Raw genomic sequence first — 24,635 nt, forward strand, 5'->3', positions numbered from 1 at the left:
ATTATAAATTAATTTAAAGGGTTTGAACTGATGAAAAAAGGTCTTGTAATTGATAGAGAAGCTCAGATGATAGGGGTTTACCTTTTTGAGGATAAGAAGGTTTACAGGGGAATTCCGAGGAAAAAAATAATTAAAAAAACGAAGATATACGCAGGTGATTACGTTTTAGGAAATGTTATAGACAGTGAAACATTTGCGATCGAAAGTGTTGAGGAGAGGAAAAACTTCCTTGTCAGACCTCCTGTTGCAAATGTTGATAAGGTTATTATTGTTTTCACACTGAAAAAGCCTGATTTTGATAGTTTTCTCCTTGATAATCTTCTTGTTGTTTATGAGTATTTAGGTGCTGAGCCTGTTATTGTATTCAACAAGATAGATCTTCTTAACGATGATGAGAGGAAAGAGCTAAAAAGATGGAAGGATATTTATATCAACGCTGGGTATGATTTTATACCTGTAAGTGCAATTACAGGAGAAGGGATTGACACACTTAAAGAGCATATAAAGGGAAATATATCAGTTTTTGCAGGTCCTTCAGGTGTCGGGAAAAGTTCAATACTTTCAGCTCTAACAGGTATTGAGCTTAAGGTAAGCCAGATAAGTGAGAAAACTGAGAGGGGAAGGCACACAACTACAGGAGTCAGGCTTTACCGGTTTAATGAGAACTCCTTTATAGGTGATACACCGGGATTCTCAAGTGTTGATGCCCTTTACTTCATGGAAAAAAGAGAGGTGAAAAACTACTTCAGGGAGTTTTTAAGGTATAGATGCAGGTTTTCAAACTGCACACACACAGATGAACCTGGCTGTCTTGTTAAGGAAGCTGTAAAGAAAGGGGAAATATCAAAGGAAAGATACGAGAACTACCTCAAAATAATAGGCTCATCTAAGTGATCTGTAAACATTCTGTATATTGTATCTGAGCATCTGGATATAATCTTTTCCTGATCCAAAAGGATCAAGAAGTATTATGTTTACACCTGTCTGATCCTTTATTAAACGTCCGTACTTACTGTTGTAAAACTGTTTTGCGGCAAATATACTTTTTATCCTGTACTTTTTTATCTTTTTTATAACTCCCAGTAGATGTTTTGGTGTAGGTTCCCTTCCATGTCCAAGCTCTATAACATCAAGATAGACGAGATCAAAAGCCTGAGTAAAGTAAGGCCATGTGTAGTGGTACGATATAAAATATCTTTTTTTCAGATCTTTAAACCTGTCTTTCCATTCTGTATAAAGGGTTTCAATGGCCCTTTTGAATCTCTCAAAGTTTTTTCTGTAGTATTCTTTATTTTTACTGTCAATTTGTGAGAGTTTCTTATAAACAAACTCAGCTATTTTTATACCATTCATTGGATGAAGCCATAATGCTGGATGGATCTCTGAATGGTGATCGTGATCCTCACCAAACTCAAAATGATCTATTGTGTATATCCCTTTTATCCTTGATACTTTTACAGCCTCACCTCTTACATTTCTCAATATACCCTTTATATTTGGCTCTCCGGAACCTATGTAGAGAAACAGATCAGCTTTAAAAACAGCCTTTATATCTGAGCTTTTGTACTCATAAAAATGTAAAGACACGTCAGGTGGGATCAGATATCTTACATCAACCTTATCGCCACCTACTGATCTCACAATATCTGAGAGAGGCTTAACCGTTGTTACAACAAGAGGCTTCCCGTAAGAGATAAGGACAGATATAAGTAAAATAAAAAATACACCTGATACCCTTGTCATATCTCACCTTTTATCTTTTTAATGATTCTCTCAACAGTCTCCTTTATTTTACTGCTGACATGGGGCAGATGGTGTACGGTACTGTTTATATCTTTCATCTCATCAGGTAATGTCTCAAAGTTCTGTATGGCTTTCTCCCTTATCTTACTTAAAGATGGAAGATCGGCAACAAGCTCACCATTCTCAATATACTTTTTGAGTAAAGGTCTTCCACCTTTAACTTCCTCATCATATGCTGTTATAAGATCGTACTTTATCTTCCCATCCTCATAAAATCTGTATATCTGCTTTTTGTAGGGTAATGTAACCTTCTTTTTACTCAGTTTCATAACAGGTCTTCCATCATACTCAACAAGCTTGTAGGCGCAATCAAGATATGGAAGGTCTGCAGATACAACAAGCTCAGTTCCAACACCCCATCCATCTATAGGAGCTCCTCTATCAAGGAGATCTTTTATCTTGTACTCGTTTATACCTCCACTTGCTATAATGATCGCATCTTTGTATCCATTACTATCAAGTATCTTCCTTGCCTCTACTGACAGTTTCAGAAGATCTCCGCTGTCAAGCCTTACCCCTTTAAATCTCTCCATTCCCATCTCTTTCATAGCTTTTACAGCATTCTCAACACCTTTAACTGTGTCAAATGTATCAACAAGAAGAACAGCATTTTCAGGGTATACTTTTGCGAAAGCTTGGAATGCCTTTTTCTCATCACCGTAGGCTAGTATAAACGAGTGAGCCATAGTCCCAAATATAGGTATGCCGTACTCCTTTCCGGCGAGAACATTTGATGTCCCTGCAAAACCACCTATGTATGAAGCTCTTGCAGCTTTCATACCTGCGTCTGTTCCGTGAGATCTTCTAAGACCAAAATCAACAAGAATAGTTCCCCTTGCAACTGAGTAAGATCTCATAGCTTTTGTTGCCACAAGTATTGGAAGCTGGAGAGTGTTGATAAGAAATGTCTCAACTATCTGTGCTTCAATAAGTGGAGCCTCAACCTGAACAACAGGCTCATTTGGGAATATTATCTCACCTTCATCTATAGCATAAAGATTACCTGTAAATCTGAAATTTTTAAGGTAACTGAGAAAGTCCTCATCAAACTTTCCGGTTGATCTGAGATAATCTATATCTTCATCTGTAAATCTTATATTCAGAAGGTAGTAGATAAGCTGTTCAAGACCTGCATTTAAAAGGTAAGATCTGTTTTCAACAGGTCTTGTATAGAAATCAAATATGGCTGTTTTATTCATACCATCCTTAAAATAGACCTGAGCCATTGTAAGTTCGTAAAGATCTGTCAGTATAGACATATTATCTTCATTTACAAAGCCAAACCTCATCTTAAAGCTCCTTCCTTATTTTTCAAGAACTGTGATATCTGGTCTGAAAGCCTTGTTACATTTCCTGCTCCAAGGATAAGGAGAACATCATCTTTCTTTAGTATATTCTTCAGTATATTAAATGTCTTCTGTAGATCCTCACCGTATAGAACGGTCTTCCCCGTTTCCTTTTTAATATCTGAAGATAGCTTCTCTCCGTTTACACTGTCAATAGGGCTCTCACCTGCCGGGAATATCTCTGTTATAACTGTGATATCAGGAATGTTAAACGATCTTACAAAATGGTCATAAAGGGAGAAAGTCCTTGAGTATCTGTGGGGCTGAAATACAGCAATGATCCTTCTTCCATCGAACATCTCCCTCGTCGCTGAAAGAGTGGCTTTTATCTCAGTAGGATGGTGGGCGTAATCATCTATAACTGTTACAGAACCGTCATACTTTATCTCAAATCTTCTGTTTGCATTTTTAAAGTTTTCAAGAGCTTCCTTTATAACACAGAATGGTACTCCAAGCTCAACAGATATTGATATAGCAGCGAGTGCGTTGTAAACATTATGTTTTCCAGGGATAGAAAGGTATATCTCACCAAAATCATTTACCTTAAATCTGTATCTTCCATTCTCAAGCCTCAGGTCATAACCTCTTATGTCTGAATCCTCTGAAATTCCAAACCTTATTATCTTTTTTTCTATCTCCGGGATTATATCTTTTATATTTTGATCATCTATATTTACGGCAACAGCACCATAAAAGGGAACTTTGTTTGCAAAATCTATAAATGCTCTTTTTATATCATTGAGATTTTTATAAAAACCTATATGTTCAAGGTCTATATTGTTAATAGAGACTATAGTTGGTGTTAATTTTAAAAATGATCCATCACTCTCATCAGCCTCAGTCACTATAAAATCACCACTTCCTAACTTTGCATTGCTCCCGTACGCTTCAAGCTTCCCACCTATAACGACAGTAGGATCATATCCCGTTTTCCCAAGAATAGTCCCAACCATAGAGGTTGTTGTCGTTTTTCCGTGACTTCCTGCAATAGCAATACCGTATTTAAATCTCATAAGCTCAGCTAACATCTCTCCCCTTGGGATAGTAGGTATCCCTAACTGTTTTGCCCTCAAAAGCTCAGGGTTGTCCTGTTTTACAGCAGATGAGTAAACAACAACATCAGCACCATCAACATTTTTAGGATCATGACCTATATAGATCTTTGCACCCATATTTTTCAGGTTTATTACAGTCTGGCTCTCTTTAAGATCAGAGCCTGTTACGGTAAACCCCTGGTTTAAAAGAACCTGGGCTATACCGTTCATCCCTGATCCGCCTATACCTATAAAATGTATATGTCTTACCTTCCCTCTAAACATCACTTTCTCCGTAATGATTGATTTCTATCATAAAACAGTTATTCAGAATATAGGTATTATATATCACAGATATGAAACCAAAAATATTTGATAGGTTTAAAAGCTTAAAGATATGGGAGATTTTTGTTGTTTCCACCCTGATAGCTGTTTACTCAGGATATCTTTACTGGAAGGTTTTTATCTCCCAGAAGGAAGAGGAAGCCCTTAAAAAAGAGGCTGTTGTTTTTATAAAAAAGGTAAAACCTATATATATCTCGTTAACATCTCCTTACGGTATCCCCCCTGTTGAGAACTGTGACAGTGTAAATCCCTATATCTATACAAAGGTTGTATCCCTTGAATCACTCCCTGTACCAGAGAGAAAAAAGAGGTTTATATCACTAATGCTTCCTTCCATACTTATAGAAAATTTTGAGATAGAACAGAAAAGGGATCTTGTTCTGAAAATAAAGGAGAAGTTTGAGAACAATCAGGAGCTATTACCGGTTGAGGAAAAGTTTTTGTCTGATATGTTTGAAAAATACAGGGTTGAGAATATAAATGATCTTTTAAAAAGGCTGAATATATCCCCTGTAAGTATAATACTTGCACAGGCTGCTATAGAAAGCGGATGGGGAACATCAAGATTTTTTGTTGAGGCTAACAACGTTTTTGGTGTGTGGACATTTAACAAAAATGATGCTTACAAGATAAAGGCAAAAAAGAGTAATGCCTACCTTAAAAAGTACGATAATATTCTTCAGGCTGTTGATGATTACTACTACAGTATAAATGTGGGATGGGCTTACGAGAACTTCAGACTTGTAAGACTCCAGACTGATGACCCGTTACTTTTAACGAACCATTTAGAGAAATACTCTATACTGAGGAAGGTTTATGTTCAGAGACTTAAGAGCATTATCGTTTCAAACGATCTTCAGAAATACGATAACTGCAGGATTAATCCTGATTTTATCTATACTGATATACTCAGGTAGTGTTAGGGCTGATTACGCAACTATTCTTATATACCATAAGTTTGATGAGGAAAAATCTCCATCAACATCCATTCCTATAGAGGATTTTGATAATCAGATGAGATATCTGAAGGAGAATAACTACAATGTTATATCCCTTGAAAAACTTGTCTGGCATATAAATAACCGAGTGCCTTTCCCTGAAAAAACCGTTGTTATAACGATTGATGACGGATACAGATCAACAATGAAAGCCTTTGATGTCTTAAAAAAATACAACTTTCCCTTTACAGTCTTTCTCTATATGGAAGGTGTAGGTAGATACCCTGATTTTCTTACTAAGCAGCAGCTTGAAGAACTTAAAAAGTATCCAAAGATAACATTTGGTAACCACTCATACGCACATAAAAGGTTTGGAAGGCTTATAAAAAAGATGGATAGAGACAAGTTCAGAGATCTGATCATTAAAGACACAAAAAAGGCTGAGAAGAGGTTTAAAGAACTGTTAGGTTACAGACCTGTTTATTACGCATTTCCTTATGGTGAGTACAACAGAGATTATATAGAGATACTTAAAAGTCTTGGTTACAAAGCCCTATTTACACAGGATCCTGCAAATGTTTCACACAACATATCACCTTTTCTTATACACAGACAGCCTATAGTTGGAAACTGGGGGAGTCTTGATCATTTTATCAAGGTTTTAAAAACTGAGGCCCTTGATGTTGAATACCATTATCCAGATGTAGGTTTTCTACCACAGAACCCTCTGCCCTATATAAAATTCAAACTGAAAGATCCTGAGAAATACCACAGATGTGAGATATATGTATCAGAACTTGGATGGAAATGGGCTGAAAGAGAAGGTGAATATCTTGTATGGAAAAATCCTCCTGAGTTTAAAAGGGATAAAAACAGGATAGGTATAAAATGCAGGGATAAAAAAACCGGAAAGGTAGGAACTTACTTTTATCTTACATTTAACTGAACCTTGGAAGACGCCAGTTGTAAAGTATAGCGAGTATTCTTATCATTAGAACAACAACACTGCATATAAATGCTGAACTTCCAACTGATACGCCGGACTGGACAGAAAGATAGAAAGCTACAGCTCCAATAATAGAACAGCTCGCATAAAAATCATCCCTTAAAACAGTGGGGATCTTTCCAAGAAGAACATCACTTATAACGCCTCCCCCTATACCTGTTAATGTTGCAAGTATAACTATCCCGAAAAATGAGACATCGGCATTATAGGCTATTATAGCTCCAGTGGTTGTAAATGCTGACAGTCCGATTGCATCAGGTATAAGGATGAAATACCTGTTTTTGAAATCTCCTTTAAATATCCTGTAAAGAACTATAGCAAGCCATACACCTACAAGTGCTACAGACATATCTGTGACCGATCTTAGAGCGTTCGGAATTGTGTTAACAAGAAGATCCCTTGTTATCCCACCTCCCAGAGCTGTCATCGTTCCAAGAACTGTTATACCAAAAAGATCAAGACCTTCCCTGATAGCTTTAAATGATCCAACAACAGCAAAGGCAAGGAGACCTATAACATTCATAAATGTCCATATATCAATACTCATCATCAGCTCTGACATAAAGGCATCTTACCGCTGAGTATTATCTTACCATCTTCCATAATCTTTATTTTAAATCCTGAGTACTTAACGCCTGATCTTAAAGCCTCAAAAAATGCCCTGCTGAAATCCGGATCAAGTTGTATGTTTGGTGAGAAACAGCTGCAGTCCCTTAGCCCCATTATAAGTATATAAGCTTTATATCCTTCCTTCACAGCCCTGACAAGCTCATTAATATGTTTTACACCTCTAACTGTAGGTGCGTCAGGGAATAAGCATCTGCCATCTAAAAGCAGATTACTTCCCTTCAGCTCAACAAATGTATCATCATCAATGAGATAGTCTATCCTGCTCTCTCCAAACTTTACCTCTGATTTTATTCTCTCAGGATAAAATCCAAGTATCCCTTTCTTTATAGCTTCCAGACCGATTCTGGAATGTATAGATGTGTTCACAAGAACCCATCCATCTTCCATCCTTGCTGAAACAAGTCTGTAATCTGTTTTAAGTTCAGGTCTGTTCTTTACTAAAATTATCTCCCTCCCTTCAGTCAGTATCTCCTTCAGTCTACCTGTGTCAGCTATATGACAGGTGTATATATTACTCCCAATCCTGCACAGACCTGTAAATCTGTTAACCCTCTCTACAAATAAACCTTTTTCTAACTTTCCCAGTCTGTTCAGATCAAAAAGTTCCATAAAACTATCTGACACTCTCCTTTTTTACAACATCAACAAGATACTTAACCTTCTCCACTTCCATATCAGGCATGAGACCATGTCCCAGATTGAATATATGACCTGTATCCTTTCCCCATTTGTTCAGGATACTTACAGCCTTTTCCCTTATAACATCCTTTGATGCATAAAGAACTATAGGATCAAGATTTCCCTGTGCTGCAGCTTTTCCATTTAGCTTTTCTTTTACCTCTGAAAGATCTATCATCCAGTCAACACTGTAAACATCAGCACCTGAGGTTATCATATCATCAAAAAATCCAGCAACACCTTTTGTGAAATGTATAACAGGCTGGTAATCTCTCTTTATTCCCTTTATTATCTTTTTAACAGGTGGAAGTGCAAACTCCCTGTAATCATCAGGTGACAGATAACCTCCCCAGCTGTCAAATATCTGGACAGCATCAGCTCCAGACTCAATCTGGAAGTTGAGATACTCAATAAGCATATCAGCTAATCTGTCCAGAAGATCCTTAAATGCGTCCGGATAGTTGTACATAAAGGCTTTTGCCTTTTTAAAATCCCTTGATGTTCTCCCCTCTATCATATAAGCGGCAAGTGTGAAAGGTGCTCCGCAGAAACCTATCGTTGGTATCTCACGGTTTAAAGCTCTGTTTACACCTTTTATGATCTCACCTACATAGTAAACATCATTTTTATCAAAAGGCTTGAGTTTTAAGATATCGTCAGGTGTTTCTATTGGATTAAGGAATACAGGACCTTCACCTTCCCTGAACTCAAATTTAACACCTATACTCTCAAGTGGTGTAAGTATATCTGAAAATATTATAGAAGCATCAACACCAAGAAGTTTTCTTGGAAGTACCGTTGCTTTAACAGAAAGATCTATATCCTTATAGAATGTTACAAAATTTCCTGCTTTCTCCCTGAGCTCTCTGTACTCAGGCATATACCTTCCTGCCTGACGCATAAGCCATATAGGTGTTCTCTCAACAGGCTCCCTTAAACAGGCTCTTAAGAAAAGATCATTTTTCAAATCCTTCATTCTGCTCTCCTTTAAAAATTATTCTTAATTTGAAGATGAAAATCATAATCATTATAAATTAAGTAGTTGTTAACTGAAAAATTTTTGTGTAATATATAAACTTAGTTAATTATTTTATATCATTATGGGAGGTTAGACTAATGAAGAAAGCTATCGTATCTGCAGTGGTAGGACTGGCTGTTGTAGCAGGAAGTGCTATGGCAGCTGACGGAGCAGGAATATTCAAATCAAAAGGATGTGGTGCTTGCCACAAACCAGCTGCTAAAAGTGTTGGACCATCTCTCAAGGATATTGCTGCTGCTTACAAAGGTAAGGAAGGAGATCTTATCAAGTTCCTCAAAGGTGAGGCTCCAGCTATCGTTGATCCTGCAAAATTCGGAATCATGAAATCTCAGCTCGCTAAAACAAAGGCTCTCTCTGACGGAGACCTCAAAGCTTTAGCTGACTTTATAATGAACCATTAATCAAAAGCCCCTTCGGGGGCATTTTCATAAATGGGATACACCATATATCTGATACTTCTTGTACTGTTAACATTAACAGAAACGGCGATCTCACTGGACGGTAAAGATCTGTTTATTCGTTATAACTGTGGATCATGTCATGCACCGGATAGAAAGGTTGTAGGTCCTTCCTTCCTTGAGATCTCAAAAAGGTATGGTAAAAGCGAAAAGGCTATAGAAAAGGTTGCGTATCTCATAATAAATCCAAAACCTTCAAACTGGCCCGGTTATGCCTATATGCCCCCTTTCAAGATACCGTTAGAGCATGCAAAAGCTCTTGCAAGGTATGTACTTATTGATTCTTTAAAAGAGATAGAGAAAAGAGAGAATGAAAAAAACCTTGACGATATTCTGGATGATGAGTTCCAGTTTCACTGATTGTACTTTCTGTATCTCTCTTTATGTTTATCAGCGTTTACTTCCTGATTTTTCTTGACAAAGTAAAGTGATCCTGCAACAAGACCGACAACACCGATTATGATAAGTATCCCTTCTATAAAGCTGTTTGCGTTACAGAAAACACCAAATGAAGAGTATGGATCACACTGATCAACTGTATTGTTAAATGGGTTTTCCTGGGATATTATTCTGTAAATAAACTTTTCCATTTTACAACCCTGATTGAATATTTTTATATTCTAAATATAGCATAAATGGAGATAATTATGCTCAGGATTTTCTTTATTTTTACTCTTATCTTTTCTGTCAGTTATGCCTTTCAGATTCCCTTTAAATGGGGAAGTGGCAGTTCAGATATCAAGGGTATAGAGATTTACAAAAGGTGTGACGGTCTTGAGGTATATATAAAGGATAGAATAAAGGGATACTCTGCAGATAGAGTTTTGCTTTATTTTTACAATGGGAAACTTTATAAGGTAAGTATCAGATACAGCTCTTTTTATGACTTTCTCGGTGATATAAAGAGTATAACAGGAAGGGCAGAAGTATATTTTTTCAGTATCCAGAGGTATGAGGTGGATGGCACTGTTGTAAAGATCATCCATACACCTTTCTCAAACAGGATAGATTTTATAAACAGTATCTATGAAAAAAGAGCAGGCTTAATAGAAAGATGTCTTACAAAATAAAGATTAAAATCTGATGATGAACTCATTGTACTTATCATCAACCTTAACCTTGATCTTAAATCTGTAGTAATCTGCTATCTCTTTAACAATGGATAAACCGAGACCTGATCCTTCAGTTGTCCTTGATTTTTCTTCTCTGTAGAACCTGTCAAATATCTTTTTAATATTCTCCTTCTCTATTATCTTCCCTGTATTCTTTATTGATACCTGTTTGTTTTTTATTGTTATTATGATCTCTCCCCTCTCATAGTTATACTTAACAGCGTTCTCAAGAAGATTTGAGAAGAGCATCTCCATATCCCTCTCATTTGCTGTTATGCTTATCTCACTCTCCTCGTCTATTATCAGCTTTATCTTTTTCTGTTCTATCTTAGGTCTTATTATCTCAATCTGTTTTCTCAGAAGTCTGTTTATATCTATCTTCTTTTTGTCCTTCTTTCCTATCTGTGTCATGTATAAAAGATCCGAGATAAGGTTTTTCATATAATCAACATTTATCTGTATGTTCTCAATATGATTTTCTATATTCTGGAAGTTCTTCTGTTTTATAAGATAAAGGTTTGTTGCTATAACAGTCAGAGGTGTTCTAAGATCGTGGGACACATTCTGTGTAAATCTTTCCTGCTTCTCAACAGTTTCCTGAATGGGACGGAGTATTCTCTTTGATATAAGAAATGAAAGAACAAGGATTATGGTAGATATGGCAAATGTTGAGTAAAAAAGTATGAATTTAAGTTTTTCAAGATTTACAAGAACCTTTATCAGATTTTTACCTACATAAACATGGTAGTAATCAAAGCTCTTCTGTATCTTGACCCCGTAAACAACCTCACTGCCTATAAGCCTGAATCCTGTAAAATGCTTGTTTATCTCGCAAAGCTTCCCTTTGTAAAATATCATCGCTGCATTGTGGTTGAAAACACAGAGATACGTATCTGGTGGTATCCTTATCTGTTCAACAGCTGAAAAATCAGTTACAGGATCATCAAGTTTTTTTGATATCTCAAAAGCTATGCTTTTAAGCTCATCTGTTATCCCGTAAACGATCTGCTCTTTGTAAAAGTAGTAGATTGTTCCTGAGAACGCAGCTATGATAAATGTTGATATAAGTGATATAAGAACTGTTATTTTAATTCTGGCTTTTAAAAACTGGTCAAATTTCATTCTATTTTGTATCCCACTCCTGACACGTTATGGATGATATCCCTGTCCTGGAGTATCTTTCTCAGTAGCTTTATGTTTGCCCTTACTGTCTCCCTTGTTGGGTAATCATTAATATCCCAGCATTTGTTCATTAGGGTCTCGTATGTAACAACCTTTCCTCTGTTTCTCAGTAACTGTTCAAGTATACAGAAAAGTTTTGGAGTTATCATAAGTTTTGTACCGTTTTTTTTGACCTCCCTTCTGTTCAGGTCTATAACGAACTCTCCTATTTTTATGATATTACTTTTCTCAGCAGAAGCTCTTCTTATTAACGCCCTTACCCTTGCTATAAGCTCATCTATCTCAAAAGGTTTTACAAGATAGTCGTCAGCTCCTATATCAAGACCTTTAACCTTGTCCTCAAGTCTGTCCTTTGCTGTAAGCATAAGAATAGGTGTGTTTATTCCTTTGTCCCTTGCAAGCTGACATACCTGATAGCCATCTATCTTCGGCAGCATGATATCAAGTATTATAAGATCGTACTCTGTTGCGTTAAGGTAGTCCAGTGCCTCTTCACCATCAAAAGCTGTATCTACAAGATATCCGTTTATCTCAAGAACCTCTTTAAGCGTATCGTTCAGCTGTACATTATCCTCAACTATCAGTATCTTCATGTTTTTAATATTAATTTTTTAGATGTGAAATATCGGTGAACTACCATCCCTCTCTTAATGCTTCAAGCTTGTTTTTGTCAGACCTTTCCTCTTTTTCACTTGGTTTAACACCTTTTGGCCTGTAGTAGTTTGGGCTTTCTGAGATCTTCCCTTTATAGTATTTAGGTACTTTTTTCATATCACCTTTGTAATACCCCGGTGTATTTCTTATATCCCCTTTGTAGTAATTAGGAATCTTTCTGTGATCGGGTTTGTAGTATCTCGGCTTTGACGCCTCATAGAATTTATACAGACCATAACCTATAACAATAGCGAACATAACACTTATCGCAAAGAAAGTTAAGTTACTGATTTTCATATCTCATTTAATTTATATTTATTTTTCAGATACTCAAGGGCTTCTCTTCTGTTTTTTATCTCGCCGTCAAGATATTTAAGGAAGATCTCATCAAGTATCTCTTTAAATAATGGAGATGGTTTAAGCCCGAGTTCCTTCAGATCGTTTCCTGTAATGAGGAGCTTTCTCTCTTCCTCTTTTTTAAGAATGTAGATTATTCTTTCAGATATCTCAGCAGGAAGGTATGAGCATAGAAAAACGAGAACATCCTTTTTTATATTTTTAATGATCATGTAAAGCTCACTGTTCTTTTCAGGTATCTTTCGGAATCTTCCCTTCACAGAAAAGAAAAGCTTAAAGAGCTGTTTTCCATTTGAAAAATGGTATCTTTCCAAAAACTGGTAAGAAATATCAAGAGGAAGGTGATACATAAGTGCAAGAAGGTAGTTTGCAACCCTGTCAACTTTATGTCCGAAGAATATCTCAAATGTTACTATCATATCCCTTAACCTGTTTATAACCTCCTCCCTCTTATCATCAAAGACAAACTCAGGTATAAGCTGGTGAAGTATTTTGTATCTGTTCATAAGGTAGATGATCTCCGTTGCCTTCTCCTCATTAAATGAGTATGAAAGCTCTGTATTCACCCTTCCTGTTGGTGCAACAAGTAAAAGATTCTCATCAACAGCAAGCTTTAAAAGTCTTTCAGTCATCTTACCTATCTTGAATCCAAACCTACCTGCAAACCTTACTGCTCTCAGTATTCTGACCGGATCTTCAATAAAGCTGAGCTGGTGAAGTATCCTTATAACCTTATCTTTTATATCCCTAAGTCCATTAAAGAAATCTATAAGCGTCCCGAAGTTATCCTCTGTGATCTCAATAGCAAGTGTATTTATAGTAAAATCTCTCCTGTATAGATCCTCTTTAATACTTGCCTTTCTGACTTTGGGGTATGCTCCCGGATACTCGTATATTTCCTTTCTTGCCGTTGCAAAATCTATCTTGAGACCTGAAGGAAGTGTGACCTGAGCTGTCATAAACTCCTCAAAGTAGTAATACCTGTAGTTGTTCTCCTTAGCATACTTTTTAACAAGTTCTATGGCATCACCTTCAACGATTATATCTATATCAAGATTCTTCCTTTTCATAACGATATCCCTTACTATCCCCCCGACAAGATAAGCCCTGAAGCCTGATCTTTTTGCTATAACTCCTATCTTTTTTAGCTCCTGTATAACATCATCAGGAAGATGCTGTTGCAGTTTCTCTCTGTAGTTCAGATACTTTGGTTTTATCCTTTCCCTTGTTATGAAAATATCCTTCTCAAAATCAAAGACCTGTCCGTGGAGAACCTTTAAAAGATAGTTCCTTGATACTATCCCTACAGGATAACCTTTTCTTAAAACAGGAAAATAGTCCTGTGATGAGTTAATAAGATATTTCTCAGCTTCTGCAACGGGCATACTCTCTTCAAATGTGACCACATTGTCTATAACAAAGTTTTCAACGGAGATATCATCAATACCATGTCTTATACTCTCTTTTAAAACTTTTGATAATGCTATACCTTCAAACTTTCCTTCTCTGTTTACAACAAATATGACAGGTACTTTCTGGATTATATCTTTCAGCTCTTTTATAATCCTGCTTTTCTCAACCTTTATAACATTCCTGTACATTATGTTTGATATCTTCTGATCCCTGTAAAACTCTCCTATAAGTATGTTCTCAAGGTATGTTTTTATCTCCTGTGTTGTCATACCTTTTATCATCGCACTTCCTGCAGCGTAATGCCCTCCACCCCCTAAGAATGAAAGTATCTTCCCAACATTTATATCTTTTGTTTTTGATCTCCCTATTATGCTTATCTTTCCAGATGCGTTTATTATCGCAAAGAAAGCATCTACCTCCTGAAACGGTTTTATTAGATGGAGATGTGCTGATATATCAGGTATGTACTCTTTACTGTAAGCAACGGATATTATTATCTTTTTATCCTTTACAGGGAAGTACTGTATATTTTCGATAAGCTGCTGGACTATATTTATCTGCTTCTCATCAATCCTCCTTTCAAGGATTGTCCTTACAGTCTCTAAATCAGCACCTCTTTCCAGAAGAAATGCTGCAGCTTTTAGATCATCAGATGTTGTTATATTGTAAGTAAAAGAGCCTGTGTCTTCATATATGCCTAAAAGAAGAAGGGTTGAATCTTCAGGCTTCAGCTCTACCCCTTTTTCTCTAATTTTTTCTACTATAATGGTAGTAGCACTTCCTGTTTTCTTTATGTACAGATTGAGATTTTCTGATTTTCTCAGTTTTGTAGGATGGTGGTCGTAAATATCTATTGCCGTTTTTTCTGTTAAATAGTTTTTAAGGTACTGTCTGGCTTTTTTAATGTTCGATGTATCTACAAGGAAAAGCCTATCTATCTTTGATAGATCCTTTTTCCTGATAGTCTTCTTATCAAGAAGATCCTTAAACCTGTTAATAGTGAGTCTTACAGAAGGTGATAAAGCATGTGGAAGAAGTATTTTTGCTTCAGGATATAAAAGTGTTATGCCGTAAGCTGAAGAGAAGGCATCAAGGTCTGCTCCTTCCTCTATATAAACCACTTGCAAAATTGTCTCCTTTTTCATATAATATATTTCCTCACTCGCCCAGGTGGCGGAATTGGCAGACGCGCTATCTTGAGGGGGTAGTGCCCGAAAGGGCGTGCGGGTTCGACTCCCGCCCTGGGCACCATTATTTTAATCTTAATTTAATCTCTTCCGGAACTGGTATCATCCTTCTTGTATCTCTGTCTATACAGCAGTGTCTTGTTTCTCCTGTTGAGACTGTATCATTCCCCTTTCTGATGGTGTAGAAAAATCTGAAGAAATACCTGTTTTCCATCTTCAGCTGTGTGAGTATCTCAAATCTGTCCCCGTAGTAAAGGGGATGTCTGTACTTAACATGAAGTTCAAGAAGGACTATATCAGTGTTGAGCTTTTCCCTGACATCAGGGTATGGAAATCCTATACTTTCCAGGAAAAATCCCCTTGCCTCCTCAAAGTATCTCGGGTAGTTAGAGTGATGGACAACACCCTGTGCATCTGTCTCATAAAAGTTCACCTTTCTTGGGTAAATCACTTCCATATCTATTCCTCATGTTCCCCTTCCACTTCCTCACTTACAGCCTCCCACATTCTTTCAGCACCTGCTATATAACCTTTTAAGAATGGATCAAGCTCAATTGAAATTGTTATAGCATCATGAACGTTTCCGTGGTCAAGGTCAAACTGTGTAAGAAGTGCAACTGTTATCACACCTTTCTCAGAGAGTGCGTCCCATGCTTCTCCGTAAGGGAAAGCCATAAATATCTGGCCGTTATCCTTTAAAAGTGTAACCATAAGGTATGGTTCGTGTTCCTCCTCATCATAGTCAACATCAACATCAACTTCCCAGCATGTTTTATCGTTTTCTATCATCTCCTGTATGTAGCTGTCAGGTTCAACGATAGCGATAATCTCTTCATCCTCGGTCATCCTTACATCAAAAGGATGGTAAATGTGCTGTTCCATCTTTATCCTCCAATCAATGTTTTTGCTTCTTCTAATATCCGGTCAACCTGAGATCTCTCAGGCATCTCAACATAAATTCTTAAAACAGGCTCTGTCCCTGATGCTCTGAAAAGAACCCATCCGTCATTCTCAAATATGAACTTCACACCATCTGTAAGATCTGTTTCCTTTATCTTCAGACCGGCAAGCTCTTTAAGTGGCTCTTTTTTCAGTCTTTCAACAAGAATTCTGCCCTCATCACCATTTACTTTAAGGTCTTCCCTTCTGTAGTATGCTGTTCCAAACTCAGAGAATAGATCCTCAATAATCTTTGATAGAGGTTTTCCGTGTAAGAGTATCATCTCTATGATCATTAGACCTGATAAAAGCCCATCTCTCTCAGGTATGTGGAATCCAAAACCGTATCCACCTGACTCCTCCCCACCAAATGCTATCTTCTCTTTCAGAAATATATCAGCTATATACTTGAAGCCTACAGGTGTTTTGTAAAGCTTCCTGTTCTCTTTCTCACATATCCTGTCAACCAGATATGATGTTGATACAGTTTTTGCTACAGCACCTTCAACCTTCTTATTTCTTAATGTGTGAAGAAGAAGAAGAGCATAACCTATCTGTGTGCTGACAAACTCACCTGCCTCATCAACTATTCCTACCCTGTCTCCATCACCATCATTTGCTATTCCAACTAACGCTTCCTCTGCAACGACCTTACCTTTCAGTAATGATAGATTTTTGTCTATAGGTTCAGGATGGTGTCCACCAAAGTAAGGATCTCTGTAGTGGTTTATCTGTGAAACATCTATGAAGGTATCTTCAAGTAGCTGTGATAAAAGCCCCATCGCTGATCCGTGCATTGGATCGTGAACGACCTTTTCCATCTTCTGTCTGAAAAGCTCAGGCATGATGTATCTTTTTAATCTTTCTATATAAAGGCTGTTCAGATCAATCTCTTCCCATCTTGTTTTACCCTTTTTTACCTGTGATAATCCTATTTTCTCTTCAATATCCTTTATTATCTCAGGCGTTGCAGGTCCACCGTAACTTCCCTTTATCTTGTATCCGTTATACCTGTATGTATTATGTGATGCGGTTATCATAACACCTTCATCGGCGTTTAGCTCTTTAGTTGCAAGTGCAAGTGCAGGTGTTGTACAGACTGAAGAGGAAAGGATGACCTCAAAATCGTTACTTGATAAAACCTCAGCAACTATATATGCAAAATCCTCAGACATAAATCTTGGATCGTAGCCTATAACAACCCTTTTCCCATTTTTTTCCTTTAAATGATCAGCATGAGCCTGTGCAACTTTTGCGACAGCGTCAAATGTGAACTGGTCTGCTATTACAGCTCTCCATCCGTCAGTTCCGAACTTGATAGACATGATTCCCTCCTGACTTGTGTTAAACACAATTTTAACATTAATGATAAGATTGATAAATCTTGAAATCAAAGTGATCTTTAAAAATGGCTTTCAAGCTGATATACTAAGGATTAGCTTTTATCACTGAAAGAGGTAATTAATGGGAAGGAAAAAGTTTTATGTAACGACGCCTATATACTATGTGAACGATCTTCCTCACCTTGGCCATGCCTACACAACGGTTGCAGCTGATGTTCTTGCAAGATACTTCAGACAGAAAGGGGTAAAAACTTTTTTCCTTACAGGAACCGATGAACATGGTCTTAAGATACAGAAATCAGCTGAAGAGAAAGGTATATCACCAAAAGAGCTTGCAGATATAACCCATAAAAAATTTAAAGAGCTGTGGGAAGTCCTAAACATTTCTTATGATAGATTCATAAGGACAACAGATCCTGATCATATAAAGGCTGTCCAGTACATATTCCAGAAATGTTATGATAACGGGGATATATACCTCTCAGAGTATGAGAGCTGGTACTGTGTAGGCTGTGAGGAGTTTAAGACTGAAACTGAGATAAAGGATTACGATTATAAATGTCCAGTACATCTAAAGCCCTGTGAGAAGGTAAAGGAAGAGAGTTACTTTTTCAGACTTTCAAAATACCAGGATAAACTTTTAAAGCTCTATCAGGAAAAACCTGATTTTATAATGCCCGAGTACAGAAAGAATGAGGTTGTCTCATTTGTTAAACAGGGACTTAAGGATCTTTCTGTTTCAAGAAAAAGAGAGAGGGTAAAATGGGGGATACCTGTTCCTTTTGATCCTGATCACACGATATATGTATGGTTTGATGCACTTACAAACTACCTTACAGCTGTAGGTTATCCACCTTCTCCAAATGAGTTCTGGCCAGCTGATGTACATATTGTTGGTAAGGATATTCTCAGATTTCATGCTGTTTACTGGCCTGCCTTTCTTATGAGTGCAGGTATTGAAGTTCCTGAGATGGTCTTTGCACACGGATGGTGGACTGTTGAAGGACATAAGATGTCAAAATCTCTTGGAAATGTTGTTGATCCATTTGAGGCTTCACAGAAATATGGTGTTGATCAGCTCAGATACTTTTTAATGAGAGAAGTTCCTTTTGGTCTTGATGGTGATTTTTCTAAAAAGGCTGTAATAGGCAGGATAAACTCAGATCTTGCGAATGATCTTGGCAATCTTTTCTCAAGATCACTCTCAATGATAAATAAGTTCAACAAAGGCTTTGTTCCTGGAGCTGGAGATATTTCACAGCTTGAGGAAGAGTACAAGGAACTTTACAGATACACCGTTGAGAATTTTGATAAACATATATCAAAGCTTGAATTTAATAAAGCACTTGAGATTGTCTGGGAGTTTATAGATTTTCTCAACAAGTATATAGTGAAAACTGAACCTTGGAAGCTCAAAAAGGAAGGTAATAGTTATCTGAATACTGCACTTTATACAGTAGCTGATGGTCTGCTCCTTATAACTTACCTTTTAAAACCATTTATGCCTGGTAAGATGGAGACAGCTTTAGAGTATCTCGGTGTTGATAATCTACCTTCAGAGATGGAGCCTTATTCGTTCCCTGAAGGTGTAAAGGTGAAGAAGAAGATAAAACCTCTATTCCCGAGGGTTGAGATTGAGGAGGAAGAGAAGTTGGAAGAGGTAAAAGAGGAAGGTGTTGTAACCATTGAGGATTTTGCAAAGCTCAAGTTCAGGGTAGGTAAGGTTTTAGAGGCTGAGAAAGTTCCTAAGGCTGATAAGCTTTTAAAGCTTACAGTTGACCTTGGTGATGAGAAAAGGACGATAGTTTCAGGTATTGCACAGTTTTACACACCTGAGGAGCTTGTAGGCAAAAAGATTATCGTTTTTACAAATCTAAAGCCAAGAAAGATATTCGGTATAGAGTCAAAAGGTATGGTTCTTGCTGCCAAGGATGATAAAACATTAAGGCTTTTAACCGTTGATGGAGATGTAGAAACAGGAGCCTACGTTTCTTAAGGGGAGATAATGGGAGAGTATATATATCTTACACCTGACATTTTAGAGAGGATAGACAGGCATCTTAATAAATTTCCCTTTCCACAGCAGGCGATAATACCATCCCTTCACGATATACTTGACAAATACAGGGATATACCTGATCAGGCTGTATTTGAGCTCGCTGATTATCTTAAAGTTCCACCATCTGATATTGAGGGTATAGTCTCATTTTATGATATGTTCAGGCATAAGAAGAATGCCAGAAACCATATAAGGATATGCAGAAATCTCCCATGCCATCTTGGTAAATATCAGCTACTACTTGAGAAGATAAAAAATCTTACAGGTGCTGATATTGGCAAGAACAGCCCTGATGGAAAGTGGTATATAGAGCTTGTTGAGTGTATAGGAAGCTGTGCTATAGCTCCAGCATTCCTTATAAATGATGACCTTTACGACGGCAGTAAGATAGTGTCCGAAGAAGATCTAAAAAAAATACTGAGCAGGTATGAGTGATGAGTATCAGGGATAAAATTCCTCATCTACCTGAGATACATGTTGAGAGTAATCTAAATCTTCTTCTTAGAAGGGCGAAGGAGAACAGAACTGTCGATATTGAGGAGTACGTTACTACAGGTGGTTACTCTGCCTTAAGGAAAGCTCTGGAAAGACTGAAACCTGAAGATATAGTTGTTCTTGTTGAGGAGAGTACGCTAAGGGGAAGAGGTGGAGCAGGATTCCCAACGGCGAGAAAGTGGAGATTTGCACTTATGAACCCTGAACCAAGATATCTGATATGTAACTGTGATGAGTCTGAGCCGGGGACATTCAAGGACAGGATAATTGTTGAGAGAGATCCACACCTTTTACTTGAAGGGATGATAATAGCAGGATATGCACTTGGTGCGAAGGAAGGTTATATATACATAAGGGGTGAGTATCCTGCAGGATATCTTATTCTTGAGAACGCTATTGAGGAGGCTAAATCTTACGGGTTTTTAGGTGAGAACATACTTGGAACGAATTTCTCTTTTGATATAAAGGTTTACAGAGGTGCTGGAGCGTACATATGCGGTGAGGAGACAGCACTTATTGAAAGCCTTGAAGGAAAAAGGGGACATCCAAGACTGAGACCACCATATCCTGCTCAGGTAGGAATATACGGAAAGCCTACAGTAGTTAACAATGTAGAAACCCTCTCTAATATCCCAATTATAGTTACGTACGAACAGTACTTTATGAATATAGGTCCTTCAGGCTTTTATGGACCGAAACTTTTCCCTATCAGTGGAAAGGTAGAAAAGCCGGGTGTTTATGAAGCTACAATGGATATCACTCTAAGAGAGCTTATCGATATGGCCGGTGGTATTAAGAATGGAAAAAGATTTAAGGCTGTATTTTCAGGGGCTCTCGGTGTTTACTCGGAGAAGGATCTTGATATGCCCATGGATTACTCACCAAAAGGATTTGGTGGAACAGGAACAACGATAGTACTTGATGAGGACGACTGTATAATAGATTCACTTCTTGTGGTCGCAAACTTCTTTCATCATGAGAGCTGTGGTAAATGTACCCCCTGCCGTGTTGGAACTTACGAACAGATGAACATACTAAAAAAGATAAAGGAAGGAAGGGGAACAGAAAAAGATCTCGAGTATTTAAAGCATCTTTCAGAAAATATACCTGCAGGATCAATATGTGGACTTGGTTTTTCAGCTCCCCAGGCTGTATCAGACGCGTTACGAAAATTCCCAGAGGAGTTTGAAGCCCATCTTAACAGAAGCTGTAAAGTCTGTTTCCCTGATAGTGGATGATCAGGTTATATCAAGATTCATAACCTTATCCCACGCCTCAACAAAATCCCTTATAAATTTTTCTCTGTTGTCATCCTGTGCGTAAAACTCAGCCTGAGCCCTCAGTTCTGAGTTTGAACCGAAGATAAGATCAACCCTTGTTCCTCTGTAAACAAGATCTCCTGTTTTTCTGTCGTATCCTTCAAAAATATCACGATTATTTACCCTTACAGGTTTCCATACTATACTCATATCAAGAAGATTCACAAAGAAATCGTTGGATAAAGTTCCTACATTATCTGTGAAAACACCGTAATCTGTTGAGTCATAATTTGCACCGAGAACCCTCAAACCTCCCACAAGAACACACATCTGTGGAACTGTCAGGTTTAACTGATCAGCTTTATCAATAAGAAGATACTCTTCAGGTATATCACACTCTGGCTTTATATAGTTTCTGAATCCATCTGCTACTGGTTCTAAAAAGCTGAAAGATTTTATATCAGTCAGCTCCTGTGTTGTGTCATTCCTGCCAGGTCTGAAAGGAACCTGTATATCAAAACCTGCTCTTTTTATAGCCTCCTCAACTGCAGCACATCCAGCTAAAACTATAAGATCAGCAAGTGAAACCTTTTTGTCTGAGGACTGCTTGTTAAAATCTTCCTTTATCTCATTCAGTATCTTCAAAACCTTTGGTACGTGTGTTTTATTAACCTCCCAGCTTATCTGGGGCTCTAAAGCTATCCTTCCACCATTTACTCCTCCTCTTCTGTCTGACTTTCTGAATGTTGATGCTGCTGACCATGCTGTATATACAAGCTCTGTTACTGTTGCATCCGATTTTAATATCTTTTCTTTTAGATTTTTTATATCATCCTGATCTATAAGCTGGTAGTTTATCTCAGGTATAGGATCCTGCCATATGAAATCCTCTTCCGGAACTTCAGGTCCAAGATACCTCCATTTTGGTCCAAGATCTCTATGTGTAAGCTTAAACCAGGCTTTTGCAAAGGCATCTCTGAAATATTCCGGATCTTCTAAAAATCTTTTTGAGACCTCTGAAAGCTCAGGATCAAGTTTTAAAGCAAGATCTGTGGTGAGCATTATCGGTGGATGGTATTTCCCAGGTATGTGAGCATCAGGAACAAGATCCTCCCTGTCAGGATTTACAGCTACCCACTGCCATGCTCCCGCTGGGCTTTTCTGCAGATTCCATTCGTACTTAAAAAGTATCCTTAAAAAGCTGTTATCCCATTTTATAGGTGTGGGTGTCCATGCCCCTTCAAGACCGCTTGTTATAGTGTCTTTCCCTTTACCCGTTCCATAACTGTTTTTCCATCCTAAACCCTGCTGTTCTATCGGTGCTGCTTCAGGCTCTGGACCTAAATATTTTGAAGGATCTGCCGCCCCGTGGCATTTCCCAAACGTATGTCCACCTGCGATGAGAGCTACAGTTTCCTCTATACTCATCCCCATCTTTCCAAAACTTTCTTTTATATCCTTTGCTGCTCCAAGTACATCAGGCTCTCCATTTGGACCTTCAGGGTTTACATATATCAGCCCCATCTGGACAGCCGCTAAAGGTCCTTTAATTTTTCCCTCTTCTGAATGTCTCATATCAGCGAGCCATTCAGTTTCAGGACCCCAGTATGTATCAATCTCAGGCTCCCATATATCTTCCCTTCCACCGCCAAAACCTATCGTTTTAAAACCCATATCCTCAAGGGCGACATTACCTGCCAGTATCATCAGATCAGCCCAGGATATCTTATTACCGTACTTTTTCTTAACAGGCCATAAAAGCCTCCTCGCCCTGTCAAGATTTACGTTATCAGGCCAGCTGTTTACAGGTGCGAACCTCTGATTTCCGCCGTTTGCTCCTCCCTTGCCGTCTATAATTCTGTAAGTTCCAGCACTGTGCCAGGCCATCCTTATAAAAAGAGGTCCATAATGACCGTAATCTGCTGGCCACCATTCCTGAGATTCTCTCATTATCCTTCTTATGTCTTCTTTAAGCTCAAAGTAGTCCAGTTTTGAAAATTCTTCCCTGTAGTTGAAGTTTTTATCAAAAGGAACAAGGTCTGGATTGTTCTGCTGAAGTATTTTCAGGTTTAATCTGTGAGGCCACCATTTACTTATCGTATTTCCACCTTCAACGGCGTATAAAAAATCATCAATACTGAAACCGCATTCTTTCTTATCCATATTATTTCTCCAGTTTTTAGATTAAGGTGGTAGTAAATAGATACAAAGTCAATACGGAAGCTGGAACTACTGAGTATCAAAGGAGATAATCTTTCAGTCTCCTGACCCCTTCTTCCATATGTTGTATATCCCTTGTGTATGCAAATCTTATATACCTGTCTGTTCTGTAACTTCCAAAATCCACACCTGGAGTAACCGCTACATGTATCTTTTCAAGAAGCTCTTTAGCGAACTCAAAAGAGTTGTCAGAGTACTTCTCTATATTTGCCCAGATGTAAAAAGCCCCTTCAGGCTCAACATCTATTGTGAAGATCTCCTTAAGCTCTCTAAAAAGAAAGTCTCTCCTTTTCCTGAATATCTCTTTATTCTTCTCTAAATGTTTATGATCAAATGCTCCAAGTGCTGCATACTGGCTTATAGTCGGCGGTGAGATAAATACGTTCTGTATTATTATCTCCGCCTTTCTTACAAGCTTTTCAGGGAGTATTATCCATCCAAGCCTGAATCCCGGCATACAGAAGTATTTAGAGAACCCGTTTATAACTATAGCATTATCTGAAAACTCAACTGCTGTATGCTCTTTTCCTTCATAAACAAGTCCGTGGTATATCTCATCGGATATAAAGTATATCCCTTTTTCATCACAGTACTCTACAAGCTCCTTTAGATTTTCTTTTTTATAAATATTTCCTACAGGGTTTGATGGTGATGATATATGAACAGCTTTTATATCACTGTACTCTCTCAGATGTTCTGCAGTAAGCTGGTATGAACTCTCTCTCCCTACAGGTATAAAAACAGGCTGTATATCAAGAAGATAAGCGAAATTTTTATAACATGGGTATGAAGGATCTGGAAGAGCTATCTTATCTCCTCTATTGAGAAGCATTGAGTATGCAACAAGGAAGGCACCTGATGTTCCTACTGTAAGAGCTATTCTTTCAGGTGCTATATCTACACCGTATCTCTCGTAATAAAATGAGGAGATCTTTTCCCTCAATAGAGGGAGTCCAAGACTTTCAGTGTAGTAATTAACCCTGTCCTTTACAGCCTTCTCAGCAAGCTCCCACACCAGAGGGGAAGGCTGAAGATCAGGCTCACCTATCTCAAAATGGACAGCATCTTTTATTTTTGATGCTTTTCTGACAATATCCATAACTATAAACGGTCTGATCTTTTCAGTTCTTTCCATAAC

Annotated in this window: 25 protein-coding genes and 1 tRNA gene; 10 read left to right on the top strand and 16 right to left on the bottom strand. The window is 37.8% G+C overall.

The genetic code is table 11. The annotated features are described in order from the left end of the window. The first annotated feature begins 30 nt into the window (after nucleotides 1–30). Nucleotides 31–894 (top strand): ribosome small subunit-dependent GTPase A, encoded by an 864-nt coding sequence (gene rsgA, locus PERMA_RS04670; RefSeq protein ID WP_012676277.1) that lies wholly within the window; start codon nucleotides 31–33, stop codon nucleotides 892–894. Here the strand turns inward: rsgA and PERMA_RS04675 are convergent. The 3 genes from PERMA_RS04675 to murC are packed head-to-tail and all read right to left on the bottom strand — an operon-like array spanning nucleotide 883 to nucleotide 4,468. Beyond that, a complete protein-coding gene (locus tag PERMA_RS04675; protein ID WP_012675259.1) occupies nucleotides 883–1,743 on the bottom strand; it encodes a metal ABC transporter substrate-binding protein in 861 nt (286 codons plus the stop codon). The genes rsgA and PERMA_RS04675 overlap by 12 nt on opposite strands. Beyond that, nucleotides 1,740–3,092: a nicotinate phosphoribosyltransferase gene (locus tag PERMA_RS04680; RefSeq protein ID WP_012675966.1), complete on the bottom strand. Its 1,353-nt coding sequence runs from the start codon at nucleotides 3,090–3,092 to the stop codon at nucleotides 1,740–1,742. The genes PERMA_RS04675 and PERMA_RS04680 overlap by 4 nt, the downstream gene beginning before the upstream one ends. Next, nucleotides 3,089–4,468, bottom strand: coding sequence for a UDP-N-acetylmuramate--L-alanine ligase (gene murC, locus PERMA_RS04685; RefSeq protein ID WP_012675727.1), 1,380 nt, complete (start codon nucleotides 4,466–4,468; stop codon nucleotides 3,089–3,091). Before murC ends, PERMA_RS04680 begins: the two co-directional genes overlap by 4 nt. Nucleotides 4,469–4,539: 71 nt before the next feature. Between murC and PERMA_RS04690 the strand changes: the two genes are divergently transcribed. Both PERMA_RS04690 and PERMA_RS04695 read left to right on the top strand, forming a co-directional pair. Then, complete coding sequence (locus tag PERMA_RS04690) at nucleotides 4,540–5,445, top strand: glucosaminidase domain-containing protein (RefSeq protein WP_012675481.1); 906 nt, start codon at nucleotides 4,540–4,542, stop codon at nucleotides 5,443–5,445. Beyond that, nucleotides 5,345–6,412 (top strand): polysaccharide deacetylase family protein, encoded by a 1,068-nt coding sequence (locus PERMA_RS04695; protein ID WP_148206406.1) that lies wholly within the window; start codon nucleotides 5,345–5,347, stop codon nucleotides 6,410–6,412. Before PERMA_RS04690 ends, PERMA_RS04695 begins: the two co-directional genes overlap by 101 nt. Here the strand turns inward: PERMA_RS04695 and PERMA_RS04700 are convergent. From PERMA_RS04700 to hemE, 3 genes are read right to left on the bottom strand one after another with little or no spacing between them, the layout of a single operon-like run. Then, nucleotides 6,405–7,034, bottom strand: a complete 630-nt coding sequence (locus PERMA_RS04700; protein ID WP_202944142.1) for a trimeric intracellular cation channel family protein — start codon at nucleotides 7,032–7,034, stop codon at nucleotides 6,405–6,407. The genes PERMA_RS04695 and PERMA_RS04700 overlap by 8 nt on opposite strands. Continuing rightward, nucleotides 7,022–7,726 (bottom strand): DNA/RNA nuclease SfsA, encoded by a 705-nt coding sequence (sfsA, locus tag PERMA_RS04705; protein ID WP_238527231.1) that lies wholly within the window; start codon nucleotides 7,724–7,726, stop codon nucleotides 7,022–7,024. Before sfsA ends, PERMA_RS04700 begins: the two co-directional genes overlap by 13 nt. Further along, nucleotides 7,716–8,756: a uroporphyrinogen decarboxylase gene (gene hemE, locus PERMA_RS04710; RefSeq protein WP_012676528.1), complete on the bottom strand. Its 1,041-nt coding sequence runs from the start codon at nucleotides 8,754–8,756 to the stop codon at nucleotides 7,716–7,718. Before hemE ends, sfsA begins: the two co-directional genes overlap by 11 nt. Nucleotides 8,757–8,896: 140 nt before the next feature. On the opposite strand from hemE, the gene PERMA_RS04715 reads away from it, so the two are divergent. Then, entirely contained in the window at nucleotides 8,897–9,220 is a 324-nt protein-coding gene (locus tag PERMA_RS04715) for a c-type cytochrome (protein ID WP_012675600.1), read from the top strand. A 30-nt stretch (nucleotides 9,221–9,250) separates the two neighbouring features. Beyond that, a complete protein-coding gene (locus PERMA_RS04720) occupies nucleotides 9,251–9,637 on the top strand; it encodes a c-type cytochrome (protein ID WP_012675381.1) in 387 nt (128 codons plus the stop codon). On the opposite strand, the gene PERMA_RS04725 is transcribed toward PERMA_RS04720, so the two are convergent. Beyond that, nucleotides 9,631–9,867, bottom strand: coding sequence for a hypothetical protein (locus PERMA_RS04725; RefSeq protein ID WP_012676252.1), 237 nt, complete (start codon nucleotides 9,865–9,867; stop codon nucleotides 9,631–9,633). The two genes, PERMA_RS04720 and PERMA_RS04725, sit on opposite strands and share 7 nt — an antisense overlap. A gap of 57 nt (nucleotides 9,868–9,924) precedes the next feature. Between PERMA_RS04725 and PERMA_RS04730 the strand changes: the two genes are divergently transcribed. Further along, nucleotides 9,925–10,347, top strand: coding sequence for a hypothetical protein (locus tag PERMA_RS04730; RefSeq protein WP_012675969.1), 423 nt, complete (start codon nucleotides 9,925–9,927; stop codon nucleotides 10,345–10,347). 3 nt (nucleotides 10,348–10,350) lie between these two features. Here the strand turns inward: PERMA_RS04730 and PERMA_RS10500 are convergent, their stop codons facing one another. The 4 genes from PERMA_RS10500 to PERMA_RS10650 are packed head-to-tail and all read right to left on the bottom strand — an operon-like array spanning nucleotide 10,351 to nucleotide 15,116. Further along, nucleotides 10,351–11,511: a sensor histidine kinase gene (locus PERMA_RS10500; RefSeq protein WP_012676483.1), complete on the bottom strand. Its 1,161-nt coding sequence runs from the start codon at nucleotides 11,509–11,511 to the stop codon at nucleotides 10,351–10,353. Beyond that, the gene (locus PERMA_RS04740) at nucleotides 11,508–12,164 is read right to left on the bottom strand and encodes a response regulator transcription factor (RefSeq protein ID WP_012675848.1); all 657 of its coding nucleotides are present in this window, start codon (nucleotides 12,162–12,164) and stop codon (nucleotides 11,508–11,510) included. The genes PERMA_RS10500 and PERMA_RS04740 overlap by 4 nt, the downstream gene beginning before the upstream one ends. Before the next feature lie 40 nt (nucleotides 12,165–12,204). Further along, entirely contained in the window at nucleotides 12,205–12,522 is a 318-nt protein-coding gene (locus PERMA_RS04745) for a hypothetical protein (protein WP_041530887.1), read from the bottom strand. After that, entirely contained in the window at nucleotides 12,519–15,116 is a 2,598-nt protein-coding gene (locus PERMA_RS10650) for a CBS domain-containing protein (RefSeq protein ID WP_012676141.1), read from the bottom strand. Before PERMA_RS10650 ends, PERMA_RS04745 begins: the two co-directional genes overlap by 4 nt. 43 nt (nucleotides 15,117–15,159) lie before the next feature. On the opposite strand from PERMA_RS10650, the gene PERMA_RS04755 reads away from it, so the two are divergent. Then, nucleotides 15,160–15,246 (top strand) — tRNA-Leu (locus PERMA_RS04755). Here the strand turns inward: PERMA_RS04755 and PERMA_RS04760 are convergent. From PERMA_RS04760 to PERMA_RS04770, 3 genes are read right to left on the bottom strand one after another with little or no spacing between them, the layout of a single operon-like run. Then, nucleotides 15,247–15,639 carry an acyl-CoA thioesterase gene (locus PERMA_RS04760; RefSeq protein ID WP_015898916.1) on the bottom strand — a complete coding sequence of 131 codons (393 nt, stop codon included), beginning with the start codon at nucleotides 15,637–15,639 and terminating at the stop codon, nucleotides 15,247–15,249. It abuts the tRNA gene before it with no gap. 2 nt (nucleotides 15,640–15,641) lie between these two features. Beyond that, a complete protein-coding gene (locus PERMA_RS04765; protein ID WP_012676343.1) occupies nucleotides 15,642–16,064 on the bottom strand; it encodes a hypothetical protein in 423 nt (140 codons plus the stop codon). A 2-nt stretch (nucleotides 16,065–16,066) separates the two neighbouring features. Beyond that, on the bottom strand, nucleotides 16,067–17,446 hold the full coding sequence (locus PERMA_RS04770; protein WP_012675249.1) for a phosphoglucomutase/phosphomannomutase family protein: 1,380 nt from the start codon (nucleotides 17,444–17,446) through the stop codon (nucleotides 16,067–16,069). A 139-nt stretch (nucleotides 17,447–17,585) separates the two neighbouring features. On the opposite strand from PERMA_RS04770, the gene metG reads away from it, so the two are divergent. Genes metG through PERMA_RS04785 form a run of 3 tightly spaced genes read left to right on the top strand, consistent with a single transcriptional unit; the run spans nucleotide 17,586 to nucleotide 21,256 of the window. Beyond that, on the top strand, nucleotides 17,586–19,460 hold the full coding sequence (gene metG / locus PERMA_RS04775; protein WP_012676819.1) for a methionine--tRNA ligase: 1,875 nt from the start codon (nucleotides 17,586–17,588) through the stop codon (nucleotides 19,458–19,460). A gap of 9 nt (nucleotides 19,461–19,469) precedes the next feature. Further along, a complete protein-coding gene (locus PERMA_RS04780) occupies nucleotides 19,470–19,958 on the top strand; it encodes an NADH-quinone oxidoreductase subunit NuoE family protein (RefSeq protein WP_012675696.1) in 489 nt (162 codons plus the stop codon). Further along, a complete protein-coding gene (locus PERMA_RS04785) occupies nucleotides 19,958–21,256 on the top strand; it encodes a complex I 51 kDa subunit family protein (protein ID WP_015898982.1) in 1,299 nt (432 codons plus the stop codon). The genes PERMA_RS04780 and PERMA_RS04785 overlap by 1 nt, the downstream gene beginning before the upstream one ends. Here the strand turns inward: PERMA_RS04785 and katG are convergent, their stop codons facing one another. Together katG and PERMA_RS04795 are read right to left on the bottom strand one after the other, a co-directional pair. Next, nucleotides 21,257–23,440, bottom strand: a complete 2,184-nt coding sequence (gene katG, locus PERMA_RS04790; RefSeq protein WP_012675369.1) for a catalase/peroxidase HPI — start codon at nucleotides 23,438–23,440, stop codon at nucleotides 21,257–21,259. A 76-nt stretch (nucleotides 23,441–23,516) separates the two neighbouring features. Beyond that, nucleotides 23,517–24,632 carry a pyridoxal phosphate-dependent aminotransferase gene (locus PERMA_RS04795; protein ID WP_012676071.1) on the bottom strand — a complete coding sequence of 372 codons (1,116 nt, stop codon included), beginning with the start codon at nucleotides 24,630–24,632 and terminating at the stop codon, nucleotides 23,517–23,519. Between the last annotated feature and the right edge of the window lie 3 nt (nucleotides 24,633–24,635).

It is taken from the genome of Persephonella marina EX-H1, from assembly GCF_000021565.1.
Classification (GTDB): domain Bacteria; phylum Aquificota; class Aquificia; order Aquificales; family Hydrogenothermaceae; genus Persephonella; species Persephonella marina.